The organism is Flavobacterium piscis, from assembly GCF_001686925.1.
Taxonomy (GTDB): Bacteria; Bacteroidota; Bacteroidia; order Flavobacteriales; family Flavobacteriaceae; genus Flavobacterium; species Flavobacterium piscis.
In genome coordinates this window covers 132211-155091 of record NZ_LVEN01000013.1, presented here as the reverse complement: position 1 = coordinate 155091, position 22881 = coordinate 132211, and the positions used below count along the sequence as shown (strand labels likewise).

Here is a 22881-nt window from a genome sequence, read left to right as displayed (position 1 = left end):
ATGAAAAAAACTGTAGTCTTACTTTTACTAGTCTTAACGACAAACGGATATTCTCAATTTGCTAAAAGTATGTTTAGCAAGGATCCTATTATAAATCTTGAAAACTGGCAAAAACAACGCCTGTATTTTGGTTATTATCTTGGATTTAATAGTTTCGATTTTAAATTTGACTACAAAACTCCGGGCCGGGACATTCAGGTAAAAAAAACTACCGGTTTTAATGTGGGGGTTGTGGCTGACTTAAGACTACAGGAATATATCAACTTGCGTTTTGAGCCAGGATTATATTATTCTAAACGCGATTTGTATTATCCAAATTTACCTTTAGAAAAAGATTATTTACGAGAAGTAAACAGTACTTATATTCATTTTCCATTACTATTGAAATTTTCTTCACTGCGCACAGGAAACATTCGCCCGTATTTGGTTGGAGGAATGTCTACAACATTGAATTTATCGAGCAACTCAAAATCAAAAGATGACAATTTTGAAGGCAAATTCAGAACAAAACAATGGACTGCCGCTTATGAAGTAGGTTTTGGAATTGACTTTTTCTCTGAATACTTTATCTTTTCTCCTTCGATAAGAGGTATGTTTGGTATTACAGATGAATTAATTCGCGACAATCCGGCAAAAGGCCCTAGCCCATGGACAGACAACATTGATTCTATGAAATCGAGGGCTATTTTGATTAATTTCACTTTTCATTAAAACAAATTCCTAACTATTTCGTTTAAACTCACTAAGAATAATTGCTGTTGCAGTAGCTACGTTTAAACTTTCGGTTTTTTGCAGTTCTCCAAATCTTGGAATTGTGAGTCGGCTTGTAACTATTTTTTCAATCTCTGATGATATTCCATTGGCTTCATTACCCATGATGATGATTCCGCTTTGAGGTAAATTAGATTGATAAATATTCGCGCCATCCATAAAAGTTCCAAAAACAGGAATATTAGCTTCGGTAATAAAAGTTTTCAAATCAACATAATTCACATTTACTCTGGCGATAGACCCCATCGTTGCCTGAACTACTTTTGGATTATAAATATCGACAGTTTCTTTAGAACAAATAATTTGTTTGATACCAAACCAGTCACAAAGACGTAAAATCGTCCCTAAATTTCCGGGATCGCGAATATCGTCAAGAGCTAAAATCAAACCAGAGTTGGTTATTTCATTCTCGGACGGAATTTTAAAAACCGCTAAACATGAATTTGGAGTTGATAAGGCACTAATTTTTTTAAGTTCCTGCTCATAAATAAGCGTACGTTTTGAAGAATGGACTTCTTCAAAATCATTTAGAGTCGTGTATAAATGCTCTAATTCAAAGTTGGATAACAACAATTCTTGAATTACTTTTACTCCCTCGGCGAAAAATAATTGATTTGCAAAACGTTGCTTTTTTTGATGTAAACTTGATATAAGTTTTATTTGGTTTTTACTAACCATAAAATAATGTACTTTTGAATTAAATATTTAAGAACACTTGAAAAAGAATTCCACAAAAATAACAGCATTTATTCTAATAGCAATATTTATTTGCGGTTGTAATGCTGTAAAAAGAGTTCCAGATGGAAAAAACCTTCTTGTAAAAAATACTATTCTTGTAAATGGAAAGGCTACGAACGACGAAATAGCTTCTAACCAGATGTATCAAAAACCAAATGGTACTTTGTTAGGATATCGTTTACGCTTAAATTTATACAACTTAGCCAACTTAAATCCGGATTCTACTTATCAGGCTAAATTTAAAAATCACCCTGGTTTATATGAGCGTCAGGCTAAAATATTATCAGCAAAGCAAGTTGACCGACTTGGACAATCTTTTCTGTACAAAGGTATTCATGAATTCTTAAAAAGCACAGGCGAACCTCCTGTTGTTATTGATACTGCTAAGACAAAAAAATCTCTTTTGCGTTTAAAGTTTTATTATTTTAATAATGGATATTTTAATGTAGCAACAGATTACAGCATTGATAGTGTTGCCAGAAAAAAAGCTAAAATTAATTACCTCATTACCACAGGTCCTGCTTATACCCTGGACACTATTAACACCAATATCAAGACTCCTGCTTTGGATTCATTATACAAAACTAACAATGAACCTTCATTTTTAAAATCCGGAAAACAATACAAAACTGCTGATTTTGAGGATGAAAAAAATCGTCTTACTACTTATTTTAGAAACCATGGTGCTTATTTCTTTCAACCCACTTATGTTACTTTTGATATTGACACGATAGGCAAAAAGAATAAGGCTGATGTAACTTTAATCATCAACAATAATAATATTCAGGAAAGAGACTCCAGCAGAACAGAGCCTTTTAAATTATATAAAATAAGCGATGTTAACATTTATACGGATTATTCTCCTGCCAATGCAAAAACAAAAATAACAGACAGTACAACGTACAACAACTTTAATCTGTACAGTCACAAAAAATTAAAATACAAACCGCGAGCCATTACTGACGCCATTTTTATCACCAAAGGAAATTATTTTTCTGATACGAGAACTACTCTCTCTTCAAGATATCTAAATAATTTAAAAATCTTTAATTATCCTTCGATTCAATATGAAGTTGACAAACGCGACTCAACTGCACAATCCTTAATTGCGAATGTGTACCTGACTCCCAGAAAGAAATATAGTTTTGGTGCCTCTCTTGACGTAACCCATTCTAACATTCAGGATTTTGGTATTGGAGCCAGTGTTTCTGAAACTATCCGAAATGTATTTAACAGAGCCGAAACGTTGGAAATTTCTGCACGTTTAAACGTAGGTTCGTCTAAAGACATGGCTAACCCTAATGATAATTTCTTTAATGTTTCTGAATATGGTCTTGATTTAAAATTAAATTTTCCGAGAATTTTATTGCCTTTTGGTACTGAAAAAATTATTCCAAAAAGAATGATTCCTTCTACCAGCATTACCGCGGGTTTCTCAAAACAAAGAAACATCGGTTTGGATAAAGAAAATTTTACAGGAGGTCTTGCCTATAATTGGTCTCCAAAAAGATATAATACTGCCAAACTTGAATTACTTAATGCTCAGTTTGTACGAAATTTAAATCCTAATAATTATTTTAACGTTTATACTTCTTCTTATAACGAATTAAATAATATTGGTAAAGATCACAATACAAACGAATCCTATTTCGATAATTCTTTTAATAAAAACCTTACTATACCAACAGGAACCACAGGTTTTACCAACGATGTATTAACTAACCAAACCGACTTACTTCCAGGAGATCCTCAATATAAAGATGTAGAAAGTATCGAAGAAAGAAGGATTCGTTTGACCGAAAATGACTTTATTTTAGCAACAAGTTACACCTTTACAAAAACCACCAAAAAAGATCTTGCTGACAATACTTTTTATCAGTTTAAAACTAAAATAGAATCTGCAGGAACCTTATTAACTGCCATTTCAGGTATTGCCAGTTTACCTAAAAATTCAAATGGCAATTATGAAATTTTCAATTTAGAATATTCAGAGTACATTAAAACAGAATTTGATTACATCAAACACTGGGATTTTGGAAAAGAAAAGGTATTAGCGGTGAGAAGTTTCTTTGGTATAGCTATTCCTTTTGGAAATTCAAATTACATTCCGTTCTCACGAAGTTATTATTCAGGAGGCTCAAACGACAACCGTGCATGGCAACCTTACTCTTTGGGTCCGGGAAGTACAAATGCAGCGAATGATTTTAATGAGGCCAATATGAAGATTGCATTGAGTGCCGAATTCCGTTTTAAAGTTTTTGGCGATGTCAAGGGAGCAGTCTTTGCAGACGCCGGAAATATCTGGAATGTACTCGATAATGTCATCGATGAGAAGGCAAAATTCTCTGGCGTAAACGATTTAGCTGAAATTGCTTTGGGTTCAGGATTTGGTTTGCGTTACGATTTAAGCTTTTTTGTGATTCGGTTAGATTTAGGCTTCAAGACTTATAATCCGGCGCATGAGAAGGGAGACCGCTGGTTCAAAGAATACAATTTTGGCCATTCGGTTTTAAATTTTGGGATAAATTATCCGTTCTAATGCTAATTAATTCTTATTTTTGCAACCTAAAAACTAAAAACAACTAAAAAAAAATTACAATGGCACACAATATTAAACCCGGAGTAGCTACAGGAGATCAAGTACAGGAAATTTTTAATTATGCAAAAGAAAAAGGTTTTGCTTTACCAGCAGTAAATGTTACGGGGTCTAGCACAATCAATGGAGTTCTTGAAACTGCAGCGAAACTAAATGCGCCAGTTATTATTCAATTTTCAAACGGAGGAGCACAATTTAACGCTGGAAAAGGATTATCTAACGCTAACGAGAAATCAGCAATTGCTGGAGGAATCGCCGGAGCAAAACACATTCATACTTTGGCAGAGGCTTACGGTGCTACCGTAATTCTACACACTGACCACTGTGCAAAAAAATTATTACCTTGGATTGATGGTTTATTAGATGCTTCTGAAAAACATTTTGCAGAAACAGGAAAACCATTATTTAGTTCTCATATGATCGATTTGTCTGAAGAGCCAATCGAAGAAAACATTGAGATCTGTAAACAGTATTTGGCAAGAATGAGCAAAATGGGAATGACATTAGAAATCGAACTTGGTATTACAGGTGGTGAAGAAGATGGTGTTGACAACTCTGATGTTGATAGTTCAAAATTATACACTCAGCCAGAAGAAGTAGCTTACGCTTACGAAGAATTATCTAAAATTAGTCCTAAATTTACAATTGCTGCCGCTTTTGGAAACGTTCACGGTGTTTACAAACCAGGAAACGTAAAATTGACTCCAAAAATCTTAAAAAATTCTCAGGATTTCGTTCAAAACAAATTCAAAACAGGTCCTAACCCAGTAGATTTCGTTTTCCACGGAGGTTCAGGTTCTACACTTGAAGAAATCAGAGAAGGAATTAGCTACGGAGTTATCAAAATGAATATTGATACAGATTTGCAATTTGCATTTACTGAAGGAATTCGTGATTACATGGTTAAAAACATTGACTATTTAAAATCTCAAATTGGTAACCCAGAAGGTGCTGATGTTCCTAACAAAAAATATTATGACCCAAGAAAATGGGTACGTGAAAGTGAAGTGACATTCAATACAAGACTTGAGCAAGCTTTTGCTGACTTGAATAATGTGAATACTCTATAATTAAAAGTTTAAAGTTTCAGGTTTCAAGTTTCTCAACTTCAAACTTTAAACCTGAAACAAAAAAAACAAAAAATATGGCTTGGTTTAAAAGACAAGAAAAAGGGATTACGACTGCGACCGAAGATAAAATGGACGTTCCTAAAGGATTGTGGTACAAATCTCCTACAGGAAAAATTATTGATGCTGATGAATTAGCCAGAAACTTATTTGTTAGTCCTGAAGATGATTTTCATGTTAGAATTGGAAGCGCAACCTATTTTGAAATTTTATTCGACAATAACGAATTTGTTGAATTGGATAAAAACATGACATCAAAAGACCCTTTGCATTTTGTGGATACAAAAAAATATGCAGAAAGATTGAAGGATGTAATGGAGAAAACTCACCTGAAAGACGCTGTGCGTACAGGAGTGGGGAAATCTAAAGGAAAAGAACTTGTTATCTGCTGTATGGATTTTGCCTTTATTGGCGGATCTATGGGAGCGGTTGTTGGAGAAAAAATTGCCAGAGGTATTGATCACGCGATCAAAAACAAACTACCTTTTGTAATGATTTCTAAGTCAGGTGGAGCTCGTATGATGGAAGCTGCTTATTCATTAATGCAATTAGCTAAAACATCAGTAAAATTAGCTCAGTTAGCTGAAGCTAAATTACCATACATCTCGCTTTGTACTGACCCAACTACAGGAGGAACAACTGCATCATATGCAATGTTAGGAGACATCAACATCTCTGAACCTGGGGCTTTAATTGGTTTTGCAGGTCCTCGTGTTGTTCGCGATACTACAGGAAAAGATTTACCAGAAGGTTTTCAAACTGCCGAATTTCTTTTAGAGCATGGTTTCCTTGACTTTATCACGCCAAGAAAAGAATTGAAAGATAAGATTAACTTATATATCGATTTGATTCAAAACAATACAATTAGATAGTTTTAAAAACTTTCTTAAACATATAAAATCTCATCCGCTTAATTTGCAGGTGAGATTTTTTTATATCTTTATTTGAAATCTTAGTTTTATGAAAAGAGTTTTAGTTGGTTTTGCAATTTGTTTGTTTCTTTTGAATTGTACTAAGAAAGAAGAAAAAATTATTGAGAGAAACAAAACCTACATCATCTCATATGAAGATGAAAAACTTGAAAAATATTACGATTCCATAAAAAAACATACGGACAGATTTGCTCCTCCTCCAAGAAAAGGTTTTTATGCAGAGCATCAGTTATTAATTGACAAAAAAGGAAGTTTCTATTTTTATCAAAAAAGATATTTCCTTGAATTATGTAGTTACGGCAGTGAAAAAGATACACTTCCCCATTTTCTTGACCTACAACCAAAAGATATTGTTAAAATTCCAGAAGTAAGCTTAAATGATTTTTTATCAGAAAACATTCTAAGTAAAGAGAAAAACAGACGAATATTAATTATTGCGTCTCAAAATGACACTATAAAAAACACATCCTTTTTCAAGTTCCTAAACAAAAATCAATTACAGGCTTATGCAATCAGAAGAACCACTCAAGAAGAGGATACTGTTTTGAAATACAAAACCAATAATGATTACTATTATTCTGATTCTATTAAATGGGATCGAACTAAAATTAAATTCCCAAATAAGAACTAAAAAAAAACCGAAGAATATTTCTTCGGATTTTTTTTAGAAACCTTTCGCAAGTTTACTAAGCATTAATTATTTGGCTAAAGCCTAATTTCTAATCTTTATTTAAATCTCCAGCTAAAGCTGGAGGCTATTCAAAAGAATAAATTTTATATTCAACGGAATAATTCCATATCTACAACAGAAATTGTTTCCCTGGAACTTTATCACCAACGAACTCCAATGTTTGTTTCTTTTCACCTTCAAAAAAAAAAAAAAAAAAATCTCAGGACCTTAGCAACTCAGCATCTTAGATCCTTAAAATTACATTCCCGTTCTAATCGCTTCAACCGGATCTAATTTTGCTGCCGAAATTGCCGGTAAAATTCCGGATATTATACCAACCAGAATCGATAATCCTGCCCCGATAATAACATTCCAGAAACTTAATACGAATTCGAAATCTAATAAATTAGTTAAAAGCAGGGACATCAACCAAACAATCAACAAACCAATTATTCCGCCTATCAAACAAAGAATAACGGCTTCGAACAAAAACTGAAACAATATAAAACGATTTTTTGCGCCTAAAGATTTTTGAATCCCTATTAAATTAGTTCGCTCTTTTACCGAAACAAACATAATATTTGCCACACCAAAACCTCCAACCAAAAAAGAAAAGAAACTAATAAATATACCTCCAAACCTTAAACTTCCCAGAATTCCATCTACAAAATCAGTAAAACCAGAAAGTACATTAATAAAGAAATTATCAGACTCGCCTGCTTTCATTCCGCGAATTGCTCTTAGTTTTTGGGCAACTTCGGCTTTATACGCCTCCATATCTACTCCTTTTACAGGTTTTAAAACAATAACCGGTGTCATTGCATCATTATCACCATACATTCTGCGCAAAAAGTTCGTTGGTAAATAAACCGATGTATCATTACTATCGCCAAAAAAACCCGCACCCTGTTTTTTTATTACACCAATTACGGTAAAACGCTGTCCGTATAAACGAATATTTTTACCAATAGGATCGCTAGTTTCAAAAAGTCCCTCAGCAATATCGTATCCCAGAACAATAACTGCGCTTCCGGAATTGGATTCAGATTCATTATAAAATCTTCCTTTATCGAAACTTAATCCTTCAATATCGACCATTTCGCTGGACGAAGGAACTATATTAACATCACTAACAGTTTTTGAATCATATTTTAAAGTTTCATGATTTACAAAAAGCTGATAAGCGACCTGATCTGTATTATTAAGGGAATTTTTTAAACTGATGTATTCATCATATTTTACATTTGGAAATTGCTCTCTTTTCCATTGTGGAATTTCAGAAGGACCAAAACAATATTTCATTAAATAAATCGTATTTTTATCTAAGCTGCTCAAATCTTTTGAAATCTTTCGATCTAAAGAATCTACCGCTGCCAAAACAGCAATAATCGAAAAAATACCAATCGTAACACCTAACAGCGACAATAAGGTACGCAGTTTATTATTTCGCAAAGCGTTTATGGCAAAGCGGAAACTTTCTTTTAATAACCTTAGATAAACCAGCATATACGTGTATTTTTCATAAAAGTAAAATTCAATAAATTAAAATCAAAATCCTAATAAAAGTTAACTTACTCATCAGTAGATTTTTTTAGCATAATGTTACATTAATTTTCTTTAAAATAATATTTAAAAAAACTACTTTTGCAGTCTGAAAATCATAACTACACAATGAGCACAACTAAAACAATACAATCAGCATTAATTTCTGTTTTTTCGAAAGATGGCTTAGAGCCAATCGTTAGAAAATTACACGAACAAAACGTAACGCTTTATTCGACTGGAGGAACCGAAGATTTTATAAAAAACCTTGGAATTCCTGTAGTTCCTGTTGAAGATATTACTTCATTCCCGGAAATTCTTGGCGGAAGGGTAAAAACTTTGCACCCGAAAATTTTTGGCGGAATCTTAAACCGTCAGGATAACGAAAGTGACGTTCAGCAAATGAAGGAATTTGATATTCCTCAAATTGATCTGGTTATTGTTGATTTGTACCCATTTGAAAAAACGGTTGCTTCTGGCGCAAGCGAACAGGATATTATTGAAAAAATTGATATTGGCGGAATTTCATTGATTCGTGCCGGTGCAAAAAACTTCAAAGACACTGTAATTGTAGCTTCTGTTAATGAATACAGTTTGCTTTTGGATTTAATTACAGAACAAAACGGAGCAACAACTCTTGAAAACAGAAGATTGTTTGCTACAAAAGCATTCCACGTTTCCTCTCATTATGACGGTGCTATTTTTAATTATTTTAATACTGACGAAACTATCTACAAAGAAAGTATTGCAGGTGGCCAGGTTTTAAGATATGGTGAAAACCCACATCAAAAAGGTTTCTTTTTTGGAGATTTTGATGCGATGTTTAAAAAGGTTCACGGAAAAGAATTATCATATAACAATTTGTTAGATGTTGACGCGGCAGTAAACTTAATTAATGAGTTTAAAACTGACGGACCAACATTTGCTATTTTAAAACATAATAATGCTTGTGGTTTAGCTTCAAGAAAAACAATCAGCGAAGCTTATTTAGCAGCATTGGCTTGCGATCCAACATCTGCTTTTGGTGGAGTTTTGATTGCAAACACTAAAATTGATTTGGCTACAGCACAGGAAATCAATAAATTATTCTGCGAAGTAGTAATTGCTCCAAGTTATGATGATGATACAATTGCCGTTTTACAAGAAAAGAAAAACAGAATTATATTAGTTCAAAATGAAGTTGAATTACCTTCAAGACAAGTAAGAACATGTCTTAACGGTTTGTTAATTCAGGACAGAAATAATATTACAGATACTAAAGAGCATTTAAAAACCGTTACTATCACTGAGCCGACTGCTCAGGAAATAGAAGACTTGATATTTGCTTCAAAAATTTGTAAAAACACCAAATCAAACACGATTGTTTTTGCAAAAAACGGAACATTAATTTCTTCAGGAACCGGCCAGACATCAAGAGTTGATGCTTTGGTACAAGCTGTAGATAAAGCAAAAGCTTTTGGTTTTGATTTAACCGGCGCTTCTATGGCAAGTGATGCATTTTTCCCTTTTCCGGATTGTGTAGAATTAGCTAAAAAAGCAGGAATAACAGCTGTAATTCAGCCCGGAGGTTCGATAAAAGACGAATTAAGCATAAATTATTGCAACGAAAATAATGTTGCAATGGTATTTACAGGAACACGTCATTTTAAACATTAATTTGTTTAACTTTGTTCAAAATAATTTATAACATTTTAAACCCCTAAAAAACTTATGGGATTTTTTGATTTCATGACCGAGGATATTGCGATAGACCTTGGTACCGCAAACACTTTAATCATACATAATGATAAAGTTGTTATTGATAGTCCGTCAATCGTTGCACGTGACAGAATATCAGGCAAAATCATTGCTGTTGGTAAAGAAGCCAATATGATGCAAGGTAAAACGCATGAAAACATCAAGACCATAAGGCCTTTGAAAGATGGTGTAATTGCAGATTTTGATGCTTCGGAAAAGATGATCAACATGTTCATCAAAAGTATTCCTGCATTAAAGAAAAGAATGTTTACTCCAGCTTTAAGAATGGTAGTATGTATTCCGTCTGGAATTACTGAGGTTGAGATGAGAGCTGTAAAAGAATCTTGTGAAAGAGTAAACGGAAAAGAAGTTTACTTAATTCATGAGCCAATGGCAGCAGCAATTGGTATTGGTATTGATATCATGCAGCCAAAAGGAAACATGATTGTTGATATTGGAGGTGGTACAACAGAAATTGCTGTAATTGCATTAGGCGGTATTGTATGCGACAAATCTGTAAAAATTGCAGGTGACGTTTTTACAAATGATATCGTTTACTATATGCGTACTCAACACAATCTTTTTGTGGGAGAAAGTACTGCAGAGAAAATAAAAATTCAAATTGGAGCTGCTATCGAAGATTTAGATGGTCCTCCTGAGGATATGTCAGTTCAGGGTAGAGATTTACTTACCGGTAAACCAAAACAAGTTGATGTTTCTTACCGTGAAATTGCTAAAGCATTAGACAAATCAATTCAGCGTATTGAAGATGCTGTAATGGAAACATTATCTCAAACTCCTCCTGAATTAGCGGCAGACATTTACAACACTGGTATTTATTTAGCCGGTGGTGGATCTATGTTAAGAGGTCTTGACAAACGTATTTCGCAAAAAACAGATTTACCTGTTTATATTGCTGAAGACCCGTTAAGAGCTGTAGTTCGTGGAACCGGAATGGCACTTAAAAATATTGCAAAATTTAAAAGTATCTTAATTAAATAAGATTCAAAATAATCAATATGTTTTTATAAGAGTCAGATTTAATTTATCTGACTCTTATAAAATTTGAAACTTAATAGCATATCCTGAAACAAAATAACCAAACAAGAAATGCAGCAAATTTTTAATTTTATTATAAGAAACAGTAATCGATTGCTGTTTTTGCTGCTTTTAGGTATTTCGTTGGCTCTCACAATTCAATCGCATTCTTTTCATAGAAGTAAAGTAATCAGTTCAGCTAATTTTTTAAGCGGAGGTGTTTATGAAAGAATCAATCATGTAAATGAATATTTGAATTTAAGAACTGAAAACGACGAACTTGTACTTGAAAACGCAAGATTAAAAAGTCTTTTATTCAATAAGGAAGACACTACAAAAGTTCCTTTAGCAGATAGTGTAAAAGGAGTAAAACCTGCAGATATCATAGTTTCAAAAGTAATTCATAACTCATACAGTACGCACGAAAACTACATTACTTTAAATTCCGGATCAAATGACGGAATCAAACAGGATATGGGAGTAATCAATAGTTTAGGGATTATAGGGGTTATTGATAATACATCGCCAAGATACTCAACAGTAGTAAGTATTTTGAACATGAAATCGCACATTAATGCAAAACTAAAAAAGTCAAATCATTTTGGTTCATTAACATGGGATGGAAAAAGCACAGGATTTGTTCAGCTTGAAGATGTTCCCAGACTAGCTTCTATTAGAAAAGGCGATACAATTGTTACCGGCGGCCAATCTGTAATTTTTCCAGAAGGAATTAATATTGGTACAGTAAACAATATATATGTTAAATCAGGCACCAGCTATTATGTCATAAATGTTAAGCTATTTAATGATATGACAAATTTAGGTCACGTTTATATTATTAAGAGTAAGGACAGAGAAGAACTTATTAATTTAGAAAAAAAGAAAAAAGATGAATAGCGCTTTGTTAGTCAATATTTTTCGATTTATTATTTTACTAGCAATTCAGATTGTTATTTTTAATAATATGAATTTTTTAGGGTACATAAGTCCCTTCCCATACATCTTATACATTATTTTGTATCCGGTAAACAGCAATAGAGCCGGATTAATATTTTCCAGTTTTTTGCTGGGACTTACAATGGATATGTTTTGTAATTCAGGAGGAATTCATGCAACGGCCTGCGTTATCCTCGCCTATTACAGACCTTACATTTTTAAATTCTCATTTGGACTGAGTTATGAATACCAGACCATTAAGCTAAACGACTCATTAACACCTGAAAGATTTTCTTTTATTCTGGTATCTGTTTTATTACATCATATCGTATTGTTTATACTAGAAGCCTTTCAGTTTAAATTTATTTGGGATATTTTACTCCGAACATTATTTAGTTCAATATTTACAATAATCACCTCAATTATCATAATTTACCTTATTAAGCCCAATAAACGATGAGAAAAATTCTGCTGCCCTCTTTAATTATTATTGCAGCATCTTTGCTTGTGATGAGGGTATTTTATTTGCAAATTATAGATGATTCTTTTAAATTAAAATCAGATAATAATGCAATAAAAAAGCTGTATGACTATCCTGAAAGAGGCTATATTTACGACCGAAACGGAAAATTATTAGTTGCCAATCAGGCTTCTTACGATATCATGGTAATTCCGAGAGAAATCAAAGAAGACCTTAATGTTGATGAATTTTGCACTTTACTAAATATCACAAAGGAGGATTACGATAAAAGAATTGCTAAAGCTAAAGTATTCAGCCCAAGATTACCTTCTGTATTTTTACCGCAATTAAACAAAAATGAATTTGCCGCTTTTCAGGAAAAAATCAGAAAATATGAAGGTTTTTATTTTCAAAAACGTTCTCTTCGTGATTATGAAGTAGACTACGGTGCCAATATCTTTGGTTTTATTACTCAGGTAAACGAAAACTTAATTAAAAAAAACCCTTACTACAATAGTGGAGATTTAATTGGAAAACAAGGAGTTGAAGAAAGCTACGAGAATATTTTACGAGGAATAAAAGGCGTGAAATATATTCAGAAAGATAAATACAATCGTGAAATTGGATCTTATAAAGATGGGAAATATGATACCATTGCAGTTGCCGGAGAGGACATTAATTTAACTATTGATGCCGAACTTCAAAAATACGGTGAAGAATTGATGATCAACAAAAGAGGAGGAATTGTTGCCATCGAACCTAAAACAGGTGAAATATTAGCATTAGTTACCGCCCCATCATATGATCCGGGTATTTTAGTTGGAAGACAAAGATCAAAAAACTATACACTTTTATATCATGATTCTATAGCAAAACCATTATACGACAGAGGACTTTTAGCAGAATATCCTCCAGGATCTCCGTTTAAAATCTTAACTGGCTTAGTAGCTTTACAAGAAGGTGTTATCAATGAGCAAACGACTTTTATGTGTCACCACGGATTTAGTTATGGTAGAGGCCGTTTTATGAAATGTCACGGTTTTGGACCTCATCAATTGCATAATGGAATTTATAATTCATGCAATACCTATTTTGCGCAAGCTTATATGCTTACAATTAATAAATATGCAAATCCTGGCAAGGCAGTTGATGTTTGGAGTGATCACATTAAAAGTTTTGGGTTAGGTCAGTTTATGGGTTATGATTTACCAACTGGTAAAAGAGGAAACATACCGACATCTAAAACCTACAAAAAAATATATCCTAACGGCGGATGGAGAAGTACAACAATCGTTTCTAACGCTATTGGTCAGGGAGAGGTTTTAATGACCCCAATTCAGTTAGCGAACATGATGGCTACAGTTGCCAATCAGGGTTATTATTACACCCCTCATATCATTAAAAAAATTGAAGGAAAAAAAATTGATGCTAAATTCACCAATAAACACGTTACAACTGTTGATCAAAAATATTTTCCACCAGTAATTAGCGGTTTATTTGATGTTTATAATAAAGGAACGGCTTATGCTCTTAGAGTAGAAGGAATTGATATTTGCGGAAAAACAGGTACGGCAGAAAACTTTGCCAAAATTAACGGAAAAAGAACACAGCTTAAAGATCACTCGATATTTGTTGCTTTTGCCCCAAAAGACAATCCCAAAATTGCTATTGCAATTATGATTGAAAATGGAGGTTTTGGTGCCACAGTTGCCGGACCAATTGCAAGTTTGATGATTGAAAAATATTTAAGAAAAAAAATCACAAGAACAGATTTAGAAATCAGGGTTTTAAACAAAAGTCTTGTAAGTGAATATGCAAAATTAGGTGGAATGAATGAAGCCAGCGCCATTGAATCTACTCCTAAAGACTCTGTGATGAAAGCTAAAATGATCAAACAAAAAGTAGAAATTAAATCTACGCCTGTAGACACCACTAAAGAAAACTAACAATATTATTTCAAATGAGAAATCAAAGTGTAAAAAATAACATTGACTGGATAAGTGTTTTTATCTACAGTGCGTTAGTAATACTAGGGTGGTTAAATATCTATTCGTCATCATTATTATCAACAGACGGAACCTATCAAAAACAATTAATTTTTATTGGCTGTACAATTCCTTTGATTTTTATTGTACTTTTTGTCGACGGAAAATTTTACGAAAAATACGCCAGTATCATTTTTGGGGTTTCTTTACTTTCGTTAGCCGGTTTGTTTCTTTTTGGAAAAACCATTGCCGGCCAAAGATGCTGGTATGCAATAGGGAGTTTTACAATACAGCCTTCCGAGTTTGCAAAAGCCGCTACAGCATTGGCATTAGCAAAATATTTAAGTGATACACAGATTAACCTCAAAGAAGTAAACAGACAGGTTCAGGCTTTGGCTATTGTTTTTCTACCAGTATTATTGATCTTACCTCAACCCGATCCCGGAAGTGCTTTGATCTACAGTATTTTTATTGTGGTTCTTTACAGAGAAGGATTACCATCATGGTATGTCTGGACTGGTTTTATAACTATTATATTATTCGTTTTAACGCTTATCTTAGAACCTTACGCGGTTATATTAATTGCGCTGGGGGTTTTAATTATCATACATTTTAAAGGCCGGGCCGTTGACCGAAACATTATTTTAAGTGCTATATTACTCGCTGTCATCTCGGCTTTTGTACTATCTGTAGATTATGTTTTTGATAATATCTTTAAACAGCACCACCGTGACCGTTTTAATATATTATTAGGAAAAACAGTCGATATGAAAGGTATTGGATATAACACCAACCAATCAGAAATTGCTATTGGATCCGGAGGATGGATTGGAAAAGGTTTCTTAGAAGGAACACAAACCAAAGGAGGATTTGTTCCTGAGCAACATACAGATTATATTTTTACAACTGTTGGTGAAGAATGGGGTTTTGCAGGTTCAATTGTTGTTATTGCGCTTTTTGTTGGTTTATTACTAAGAGTAATTTACTTGGCCGAAAGACAAAAAACAAAATTCAGCAGAGTTTACGGGTATTGTGTTGCAGGAATTTTATTTACGCACTTTTTTGTAAACATTGCAATGGTTATAGGGATTTTTCCAACTATTGGGGTTCCTCTTCCCTTCTTTTCATATGGAGGTTCCGGACTTTGGGGATTCACCATTTTATTGTTTATCTTCTTAAAAATGGATGCTAATAAGGTAAATGAATGGTAGGCTTTTTTTTTTGAAAAAATTCAATACAAAAATTCCAAATTCCAATTGAAAATTTAGGATTTTAAGTTAAGTCGTTTCTATAGCATTTAATACATTCACGCCTAAAAAACACATTAACTTAAATTAAAAAAAGAATAATTTTAAATATAGCTGTGAGCTGTGCAAAGCTTCAACCTAGGATTAAGTATCATAATAAGATAATCGTGCATTTCAAATCACTTCAATGTTGACAATGTTTAAAAATCATATTCAGGCATAAAAAAAGTCCGAAGTTCAGAACTTCGGACTTTTTTGTATTTATATATTAATTATATCTTTTCGCTTGGTCTTTTCTTTAAAAGCTTTACTAAAACCGGGAACGTAGAGATAATAACAATTATGATAATGATATATTCGATATGGTGCTTTAAATCGATTCCTTGCTTTAAAAACACTCCATATAAATAATGACCTGCAAAAATTAGGATAAAGGACCATAAAAAAGAACTCAGGACATTATAAAACATGAACTTCTTTTTATCCATAGAAACTATACCCGCAATGATTGGAGCAAATGTTCTGAAAATTGGAAGAAAACGCGCATAAATAATCGCTTTACCACCATACTTTTCAAAGAAATCTTTAGATTGTAAAAGATATTTTTTCTTAAACCAAAATGAATCTTCTTTTTTAAACAAATAATATCCGCTTTTAGCTCCAAACCAATATCCTGTCATATTTCCCAAAACCCCCATTATGGCAACAAGAGTAGAAAGCACAAATACATTTATAAAATCAGCTGGAATATCAACTACATTCAACATTAGATCACGGCTATAAATACCCGCCAAAAAAAGTAAACTGTCTCCCGGAAGGAAAAAACCCGCGAAAAGTCCTGTTTCAGCAAAAACTATAAACAAAACAATAAATAAACCAATTTGAACACCTCCGATGCTTAATGTAATGTAAAATTCAGGGTTAATTAATTGACTCCAATCAAAATTATTCATAAATGCTTTTGGTTATATTTATAAGTTCGTGAAATTAACAATAATTTGCTTCAACACCAATAAATTGCTATATTTTAAAGATAAATTAACTATTTAAAAGCCCAAGATTACACTTGGGCTCGTAAGATAATTATTCTCTTACATACTTGCAGCAAGAATGTAAATTTTCATAATCAGTATCTGTTGCTTTAACATCCTTAGTATCATGCCCTACTTTAGCAATCGCTTTATTTAAATCTTCAGGAGATGACTTTTCTTCATTTAAAATCACGGCAAGCTGATGTGAGCTAATATCCCATGTTGCTGACTTAACACCGGGAACAGCAAAAGCTGCTTTTTCGATTCGTTTTTTACATTGCTCACAATTACCGTTTACCTCTGTAGTATATTTTAAATTCTTATTTTTTTTAGTTTGAGCCTGAGCCGAAAATCCTAAAAAAGTTACTAATGCAATTAAAATTATATTTTTCATTTTTATCTATTATTTATTGTTATTAAAATTGACTTTTGAAATTGTTTTTTGAAATTGTTTTTTGAAATTGATATTGATTTTATTTTATTTTAAATCGTAATCCTGCATAATACATTTGTCCAAAAATTGGTGCATATGCAATAGAAGCATCAAAGTTAGGACCAAAAGGATCTTCAGAACCTAAAATCGCTTTTTGTTGTTTATAATTCCCTATGTTTTCTCCACCTACATAGACTTCTAAAACAGGAGAAACAACTCTTGTAACCTGAACATTCATAACAGCATATGAAGGTGAAAAATCAGGAAACTGATCTTCTACAGGATTCGATGCTGTGTAAGGCAATTGCTGTTTTCCTGACCAGTTAAAAGTATAATCAAACTTCCATTGTTTACCATCGTTTAAATTTGTTTCGTATTCCAGGTTTCCTAAAAAACGATGCTTGGCCTGTAACGGACGTTGAAAAGTGCCTGTTAAATAATCGGTTTGAATGTCATAATACTTATATGCCGTTCTAAGATTGAAATTATGAATAAGTTCATAATTGAACTCGACCTGCAAACTATTCGCAAAAGAACTTCCTTTAAGATTGTAAAAAGAAACTTCCTGCGGACTTTGCATTAAATCTACAACGGCCTGATTTTGAAAATCGGTACGATAGAAATCAAATCCGGCTTCGGCATTTTTATTAAAAAGTTTGAACTTCTGAGAAAAACTCACACCATAATTCCAGGCAATTTCCGGATTCAGTCCGTAAATCTTTCCGTTTGTGTCTAAAATAGAGAACGTTCTTGAACTAGCAAAAAGCTGCTGGTTCTCTGCAAAAATATTCGCAGAACGTTTTCCTCTTCCTGCAGAAAAACGAATTACTCCATCTTTCCAAGGATTATATCTCATATGCAAACGAGGCGTTACAAAAAATCCCAAACGATTATGATTGTCTACCCTTCCTCCTAAAATTAAACTGAAATTATCGGTATTGTCGTAAGTATATTCAAAGAATGCCCCAACCGAATTATCAATTCTGCTGTAGTCATTCACATTTACGAATTCCTGATACTGATCATATGTAAAATTTAAACCGGTTGAGAACTTGTGCATGGTATTATTGATAATCGAATTGAAAATTAAATTCGAATAAAAGCTATTCTGCTTAATATCATACAAGTTCAAACCAAAATAGGAGTTTTGGTTATGACTGTTAAAAGCATTCTGAAATCCTATACTTTGATAAGGCATATCTTTAAAAACATAGCCAATTTTTGTAGAAACATCAAAACGTTCTGTATTGATTTCTGAACCCCAATAATTGGTTGTTCCGCGATCTCTGTCTTTATCAAAATCAACTTCTCCGGTTTGTTTTTTATCATTCATGTACCTGAAATTTATAAAACTAACCAAACCACTTTCAGGATTATAATATTGATAACGGTTTAAAACGTTGATTTGTTTCCCTAGCGGATTATCCAGAAATCCATCATCGTTCATGTCGTTTTTAGCAACACGGGCATTTCCGTGCACAAACAAACTTGTCGCCCATTTGTCTGACAACTTTCTATTAAAATGAGTATTTACCTCAAAACGCGCATCGGTAGAACCGTAAACATTCAAAAAGAACGGAATGTCGTTTAGAGGTTTTAAAAGTTCTGTATTGATTTGGCCCGAAATACTTTCGTAACCATTGATAACGCTTCCGGCACCTTTGGTAATCTGGACACTTTCGATCCAGGTTCCAGGCGTAAATGATAATCCATAAGCCTGAGAAGCCCCACGAACCGAAGGAATATTTTCTTCGGTAATCATTAAATAAGGACTCGTTAGACCCAGCATTTTTATTTGCTTCGTCCCGGTTAAAGCATCAGAAAAGTTCACATCGATTGATGGGTTTGTCTCAAAACTTTCAGCCAGATTACAGCAGGCGGCTTTAAGCAATTCTTTGCTTGTAATAACACTTGTATTGGCAGTAAGAGTATAGGATTTTTTAATTCCTTTTTGCTTTTTGGTGATTTTTACTTCCTCCAGATCTTCTTGCGAAAAAGCGGCAACAGAAAGTAAAACCATACCCAAAAGCATGATATTTTTTTTCATAAAAAAAGATTTTAATGTAATTAGAAAAAGGCTGTTTTGTAGAATTTTTTCTAAATAAAAAACAGCATAGTACAAACCATAAAAGGCTTGATTCTAAACATTAAAATCAGGAATAAAAAATATATTGGCTATACAGCTTAAATAAAGGGGGTGCATTCGCATCAGAATAATACGAAATAATCTGATTGCTTTTAAAATTTGGAATTGATAAAAAAGCAACTGGTTTAAATTCCTGAATTACAGCCGGAAAAGCAAATTGAAAAAAGAAAAACTTAATAGTAGCATTATCAGATTTTTTCTCAAAATGAACTACTTTGTCTTTACAACAGGAAGATTTTTTTTCAGATGCACCACAACATTTTTTTTCGGGCGATGCAGTAACTGAAGTATTTAATGAAACAGAAGCAATTTCGCCACCGCAATAGTGCACATCAAAAGCAAACCCAATGTTGGAAACCAACAATAGGAACGCTAAAAATAATCCTGTGCACTTTTTTAGATTCATGATGCAAAACTACCAAAAAAGAGTTAAAAAAAGATCTAATGAAATGTTATTTTTTAAGATTTTGCTGCTGATAATAAAATGCGGGTATAAATAACAATACAAAGATGGGCTGAATAATAAATCTTCTTACATAAAAAAGAAGCCAGTTCCAATCCTGAAAATAATTAATTATTACGACAAACATCCCTAAAAGCAATATCAAAAAAAATGCATACAAAAATAAGCTAAACTTCAAAATATCAACTTCCTGAAACAGTACATAAATAAGAATTAGCGACAAAACAGCATTTAATAAGTAACGTAACAAAAGCCCTGAAAAAAGTTTAAAAGAATCTATGTGGGGAAAAGGTGCATCTTTAAAATCAGATTCAAAATAAACCAAAAAAGGATCATAAAACAATTTGCTTTCAAAAGTCCGTATTATCCCGAAACACAATATAATAAAGATTGCAATTAGAATTTTAGTTTTATTTTGAAGTAATTTATTTAGCATATTTTGAAAATTTATTTACCCAAATAATCCACAAAATAAAAACTGCACCATAAATAATTAGCGGAAATAAAGTACCGTGCAAAAAATGATTATACTGCGGAAAATAAAACAACAGCACAACCAGCAAAGCGATTCGAATAACATTGAGAGTATAAATAAACAAAATACCAAACAATATATAAAGTAGTGTTGTTTTAAGTTTGCCTGAAAAAGCAATTACAAAAGCAACAAACAAAATAATAACGCTCACAGCATTACAACCTTCAACAATTCGAACAAGATATTTTTTATTATACCAAACCTCTAACCATGAATCGGTAATGCTTTTATAAATTTTAATGTCACAATTAAATAAATCCATTAATTGCGCCACATTTTTACCTACAATGTTTGTTATCCCATCAACATCAATTGCTTCAAAAGTATTGAGATATAATTTATAAATTAATGTAAGTACAATATAAGCAGCAAAAAAAGTGCTTATAAATATAAGGAAAGGCTTAAATTGAATGAGGTATTTTTTCAACAGAATTTTTTTTCAAATTTATGTATTTTTGAGATTAGCTTTAAATACTTTTGTATAAAATTTTAAGATTATGACATTTCAGGAATTAGAACCAAAAATAAGTGCTATTGTAGCTGACACAAAATTAGTTAGAAACGAAAAATTATTAGCCATTTGCCAACTTTTAAATGCAAATGTAGAATACTATAACTGGGTTGGTTTTTATTTTGCCAATCACGAAGCCAAAACTTTGCATTTGGGCCCATACGTAGGCGCAGAAACAGATCATACCGTAATTCCGTTTGGAAAAGGAATTTGCGGACAAGTTGCAGAAAGCAATGCTAATTTTGTAGTGCCGGACGTTGCAGCTCAAGATAATTATATCGCCTGTAGTTTTACGGTAAAGTCTGAAATCGTAGTTCCTTTATTTGTAAACGGACAAAATATTGGTCAAATTGACATTGACAGTCACGTTATAGATCCTTTTACAGAAGCTGACGAACGCTTTTTAGAATTTGTAAATCAAGAAGTTGCTAAATTGTACTAAAAATAATACATTCGCGTAACTTTACTTTTAACCATTTCATGAAACTAATTTTACGCGTTTTTCTTTTCTTCATCATTTCAGCAAAATTATTTTCTCAAAATACTGTCACTTCAGACAAAGTTATTTATCTAGATTCTAGCTCTATAGAAACAACAGATGAAGACTACAAATACATAAGGGTAATTAAAGAATATTATTCCAGTAATAAAAAAACTTATACGGTTAAGGATTACTTTAAATCACAAAAATTACAGATGATTGGTACATCATCCGATAGGGACATTCTTAAAGAAGAAGGGCCTTTTGTGTATTATTACGAAAATGGCAATAAAAAACTAGCGGTCAGTTATTCAAATAGTAAGAAAACCGGAAAAGAGTTTAATTGGTATGAAGATGGAAACCCAAAATCTGAACTTGAATATTTTGAGAAAAAAGGCGAAGTCGTTTTTAAAGTAAATAGCTTTTGGAATCCAGAAAAAGAACAAACGGTAATTAATGGTAACGGGCACCTTAAAGAAGTAAACGAGGAAGTTGAACAAAGCGGAAAAATAAAAGATGGTTTCCCTGATGGAATCTGGAAAGGAAAAGGCATAGAGACTCAATGCGCATTTACAGAGAATTATGAAAACGGAAAACTAATATCCGGCATAAGCATTGACTCTTTAAACATTGGTCATCATTATAAAATTATATTTCAGAAAGCCGAACCAAAATCCGGCATGCAATCTTTTTACAGGAACATCTCCCAAAATTTATATCTTCCTGAAAACAAAACATTTGGAAGTGTGTATATTTATTTTATCATCAATAAAGAAGGAAACCTGATTGAACTAAGAGTTTTAAAAGGACTTACTACCGTTATAAACGAAAGAGCGATAACTACAATAATAAATGCTGGAAAATGGAATCCGGGACTAATAAGAGGCATACCGGCACAGGGGAGCTATACAATACCTATCAGAATTGTAAAAAACAATCAATAAAATTCGTTTTTCCAAAAAAAAGTTCTAATTTTGCACCCGTCTTACAAAAGATGTATGACATACATAAAAATCATTAAATAATATTGGAATGTATTTAACTAAAGAGAAGAAAGAAGAGATTTTTGCACAACACGGTGAAGCAACAAACACTGGAAAAGCAGAAGCTCAAATCGCATTGTTTACTTACAGAATTAGTCACTTAACTGAGCACTTGAAAAAAAATCGTCATGATTATAATACTGAGCGTTCATTAGTACTATTAGTAGGTAAAAGAAGATCGTTGCTTGATTACTTGAAAAAGAAAGAGATCAACAGATATCGTGAGATTATCAAAGTATTGAATATCAGAAAATAATCAATATAGGAAAGAGGTGCGAAAGTGCCTCTTTTTTTATTTTAAATTAAAAATCAGATTTTTAGATTTTTAACTTTACAAACGCTTAAATATTGATTTTTGAAATTGATATTGACATTAAAAAAAGTTTGGTTTTTCATTGGGTTTTAGATTAACAACAACTACACACACAACAACTACAACACAACTAAAACCCATTGTAT

The 22881-nt window shown here is 32.6% G+C and carries 22 protein-coding genes; 14 read left to right on the top strand and 8 right to left on the bottom strand.

Going from position 1 to position 22881, the window contains the following annotated elements:
• Positions 1-711: a type IX secretion/gliding motility protein PorT/SprT gene (gene porT / locus FLP_RS09360; protein WP_065449260.1), complete on the top strand. Its 711-nt coding sequence runs from the start codon at positions 1-3 to the stop codon at positions 709-711.
• A gap of 9 nt (positions 712-720) precedes the next feature.
• Here porT and FLP_RS09355 read toward each other — a convergent pair whose 3' ends face one another.
• Positions 721-1449, bottom strand: a complete 729-nt coding sequence (locus FLP_RS09355) for a TrmH family RNA methyltransferase (protein ID WP_065449259.1) — start codon at positions 1447-1449, stop codon at positions 721-723.
• 37 nt (positions 1450-1486) lie between these two features.
• Between FLP_RS09355 and tamL the strand changes: the two genes are divergently transcribed.
• The 4 genes from tamL (at position 1487) to FLP_RS09335 (ending at position 6795) form a co-directional block, all read left to right on the top strand.
• Positions 1487-4048 (top strand): translocation and assembly module lipoprotein TamL, encoded by a 2562-nt coding sequence (gene tamL / locus FLP_RS09350; RefSeq protein ID WP_078006310.1) that lies wholly within the window; start codon positions 1487-1489, stop codon positions 4046-4048.
• Positions 4049-4107: 59 nt separating this feature from the next.
• Positions 4108-5175, top strand: coding sequence for a class II fructose-bisphosphate aldolase (gene fbaA, locus FLP_RS09345; RefSeq protein WP_065449258.1), 1068 nt, complete (start codon positions 4108-4110; stop codon positions 5173-5175).
• 74 nt (positions 5176-5249) lie between these two features.
• Positions 5250-6104 (top strand): acetyl-CoA carboxylase, carboxyltransferase subunit beta, encoded by an 855-nt coding sequence (accD, locus tag FLP_RS09340; RefSeq protein ID WP_056190173.1) that lies wholly within the window; start codon positions 5250-5252, stop codon positions 6102-6104.
• Positions 6105-6192: 88 nt separating this feature from the next.
• The gene (locus tag FLP_RS09335) at positions 6193-6795 is read left to right on the top strand and encodes a hypothetical protein (protein ID WP_065449257.1); all 603 of its coding nucleotides are present in this window, start codon (positions 6193-6195) and stop codon (positions 6793-6795) included.
• Positions 6796-7092: 297 nt separating this feature from the next.
• Here FLP_RS09335 and FLP_RS09330 read toward each other — a convergent pair whose 3' ends face one another.
• Positions 7093-8340: an ABC transporter permease gene (locus tag FLP_RS09330; RefSeq protein WP_065449256.1), complete on the bottom strand. Its 1248-nt coding sequence runs from the start codon at positions 8338-8340 to the stop codon at positions 7093-7095.
• Positions 8341-8505: 165 nt separating this feature from the next.
• On the opposite strand from FLP_RS09330, the gene purH reads away from it, so the two are divergent.
• The 6 genes from purH (at position 8506) to rodA (ending at position 15743) form a co-directional block, all read left to right on the top strand.
• Positions 8506-10032, top strand: a complete 1527-nt coding sequence (gene purH, locus FLP_RS09325) for a bifunctional phosphoribosylaminoimidazolecarboxamide formyltransferase/IMP cyclohydrolase (protein WP_065449255.1) — start codon at positions 8506-8508, stop codon at positions 10030-10032.
• A gap of 54 nt (positions 10033-10086) precedes the next feature.
• Entirely contained in the window at positions 10087-11115 is a 1029-nt protein-coding gene (locus FLP_RS09320) for a rod shape-determining protein (protein WP_007804822.1), read from the top strand.
• Positions 11116-11223: 108 nt separating this feature from the next.
• Positions 11224-12048: a rod shape-determining protein MreC gene (gene mreC / locus FLP_RS09315; RefSeq protein ID WP_065449254.1), complete on the top strand. Its 825-nt coding sequence runs from the start codon at positions 11224-11226 to the stop codon at positions 12046-12048.
• Positions 12041-12547: a rod shape-determining protein MreD gene (locus tag FLP_RS09310; protein ID WP_065449253.1), complete on the top strand. Its 507-nt coding sequence runs from the start codon at positions 12041-12043 to the stop codon at positions 12545-12547. Before mreC ends, FLP_RS09310 begins: the two co-directional genes overlap by 8 nt.
• Positions 12544-14493, top strand: coding sequence for a penicillin-binding protein 2 (mrdA, locus tag FLP_RS09305; protein WP_065449252.1), 1950 nt, complete (start codon positions 12544-12546; stop codon positions 14491-14493). The genes FLP_RS09310 and mrdA overlap by 4 nt, the downstream gene beginning before the upstream one ends.
• Positions 14494-14507: 14 nt before the next feature.
• On the top strand, positions 14508-15743 hold the full coding sequence (rodA, locus tag FLP_RS09300; protein ID WP_065449251.1) for a rod shape-determining protein RodA: 1236 nt from the start codon (positions 14508-14510) through the stop codon (positions 15741-15743).
• 308 nt (positions 15744-16051) lie between these two features.
• On the opposite strand, the gene FLP_RS09295 is transcribed toward rodA, so the two are convergent.
• The 6 genes from FLP_RS09295 to xrtF all read right to left on the bottom strand — a co-directional run bounded on the left by FLP_RS09295 (position 16052) and on the right by xrtF (position 20814).
• Positions 16052-16732 (bottom strand): DedA family protein, encoded by a 681-nt coding sequence (locus FLP_RS09295; protein WP_065449250.1) that lies wholly within the window; start codon positions 16730-16732, stop codon positions 16052-16054.
• Between the two features lie 130 nt (positions 16733-16862).
• Positions 16863-17204, bottom strand: coding sequence for a heavy-metal-associated domain-containing protein (locus FLP_RS09290; protein ID WP_065449249.1), 342 nt, complete (start codon positions 17202-17204; stop codon positions 16863-16865).
• 79 nt (positions 17205-17283) lie between these two features.
• Positions 17284-19290: a TonB-dependent receptor plug domain-containing protein gene (locus FLP_RS09285; RefSeq protein WP_065449314.1), complete on the bottom strand. Its 2007-nt coding sequence runs from the start codon at positions 19288-19290 to the stop codon at positions 17284-17286.
• Positions 19291-19396: 106 nt separating this feature from the next.
• Positions 19397-19795 carry an HYC_CC_PP family protein gene (locus FLP_RS09280; RefSeq protein ID WP_065449248.1) on the bottom strand — a complete coding sequence of 133 codons (399 nt, stop codon included), beginning with the start codon at positions 19793-19795 and terminating at the stop codon, positions 19397-19399.
• 46 nt (positions 19796-19841) lie between these two features.
• Entirely contained in the window at positions 19842-20288 is a 447-nt protein-coding gene (locus FLP_RS09275; protein WP_065449247.1) for an exosortase F system-associated membrane protein, read from the bottom strand.
• Positions 20278-20814, bottom strand: coding sequence for an exosortase family protein XrtF (gene xrtF, locus FLP_RS09270; RefSeq protein ID WP_065449246.1), 537 nt, complete (start codon positions 20812-20814; stop codon positions 20278-20280). The genes FLP_RS09275 and xrtF overlap by 11 nt, the downstream gene beginning before the upstream one ends.
• 70 nt (positions 20815-20884) lie before the next feature.
• On the opposite strand from xrtF, the gene FLP_RS09265 reads away from it, so the two are divergent.
• The 3 genes from FLP_RS09265 (at position 20885) to rpsO (ending at position 22678) form a co-directional block, all read left to right on the top strand.
• The gene (locus tag FLP_RS09265; RefSeq protein WP_065449245.1) at positions 20885-21340 is read left to right on the top strand and encodes a GAF domain-containing protein; all 456 of its coding nucleotides are present in this window, start codon (positions 20885-20887) and stop codon (positions 21338-21340) included.
• Between the two features lie 38 nt (positions 21341-21378).
• Entirely contained in the window at positions 21379-22323 is a 945-nt protein-coding gene (locus FLP_RS09260) for an energy transducer TonB (protein ID WP_065449244.1), read from the top strand.
• 88 nt (positions 22324-22411) lie between these two features.
• On the top strand, positions 22412-22678 hold the full coding sequence (gene rpsO, locus FLP_RS09255; RefSeq protein WP_041516556.1) for a 30S ribosomal protein S15: 267 nt from the start codon (positions 22412-22414) through the stop codon (positions 22676-22678).
• Positions 22679-22881: the final 203 nt, after the last annotated feature.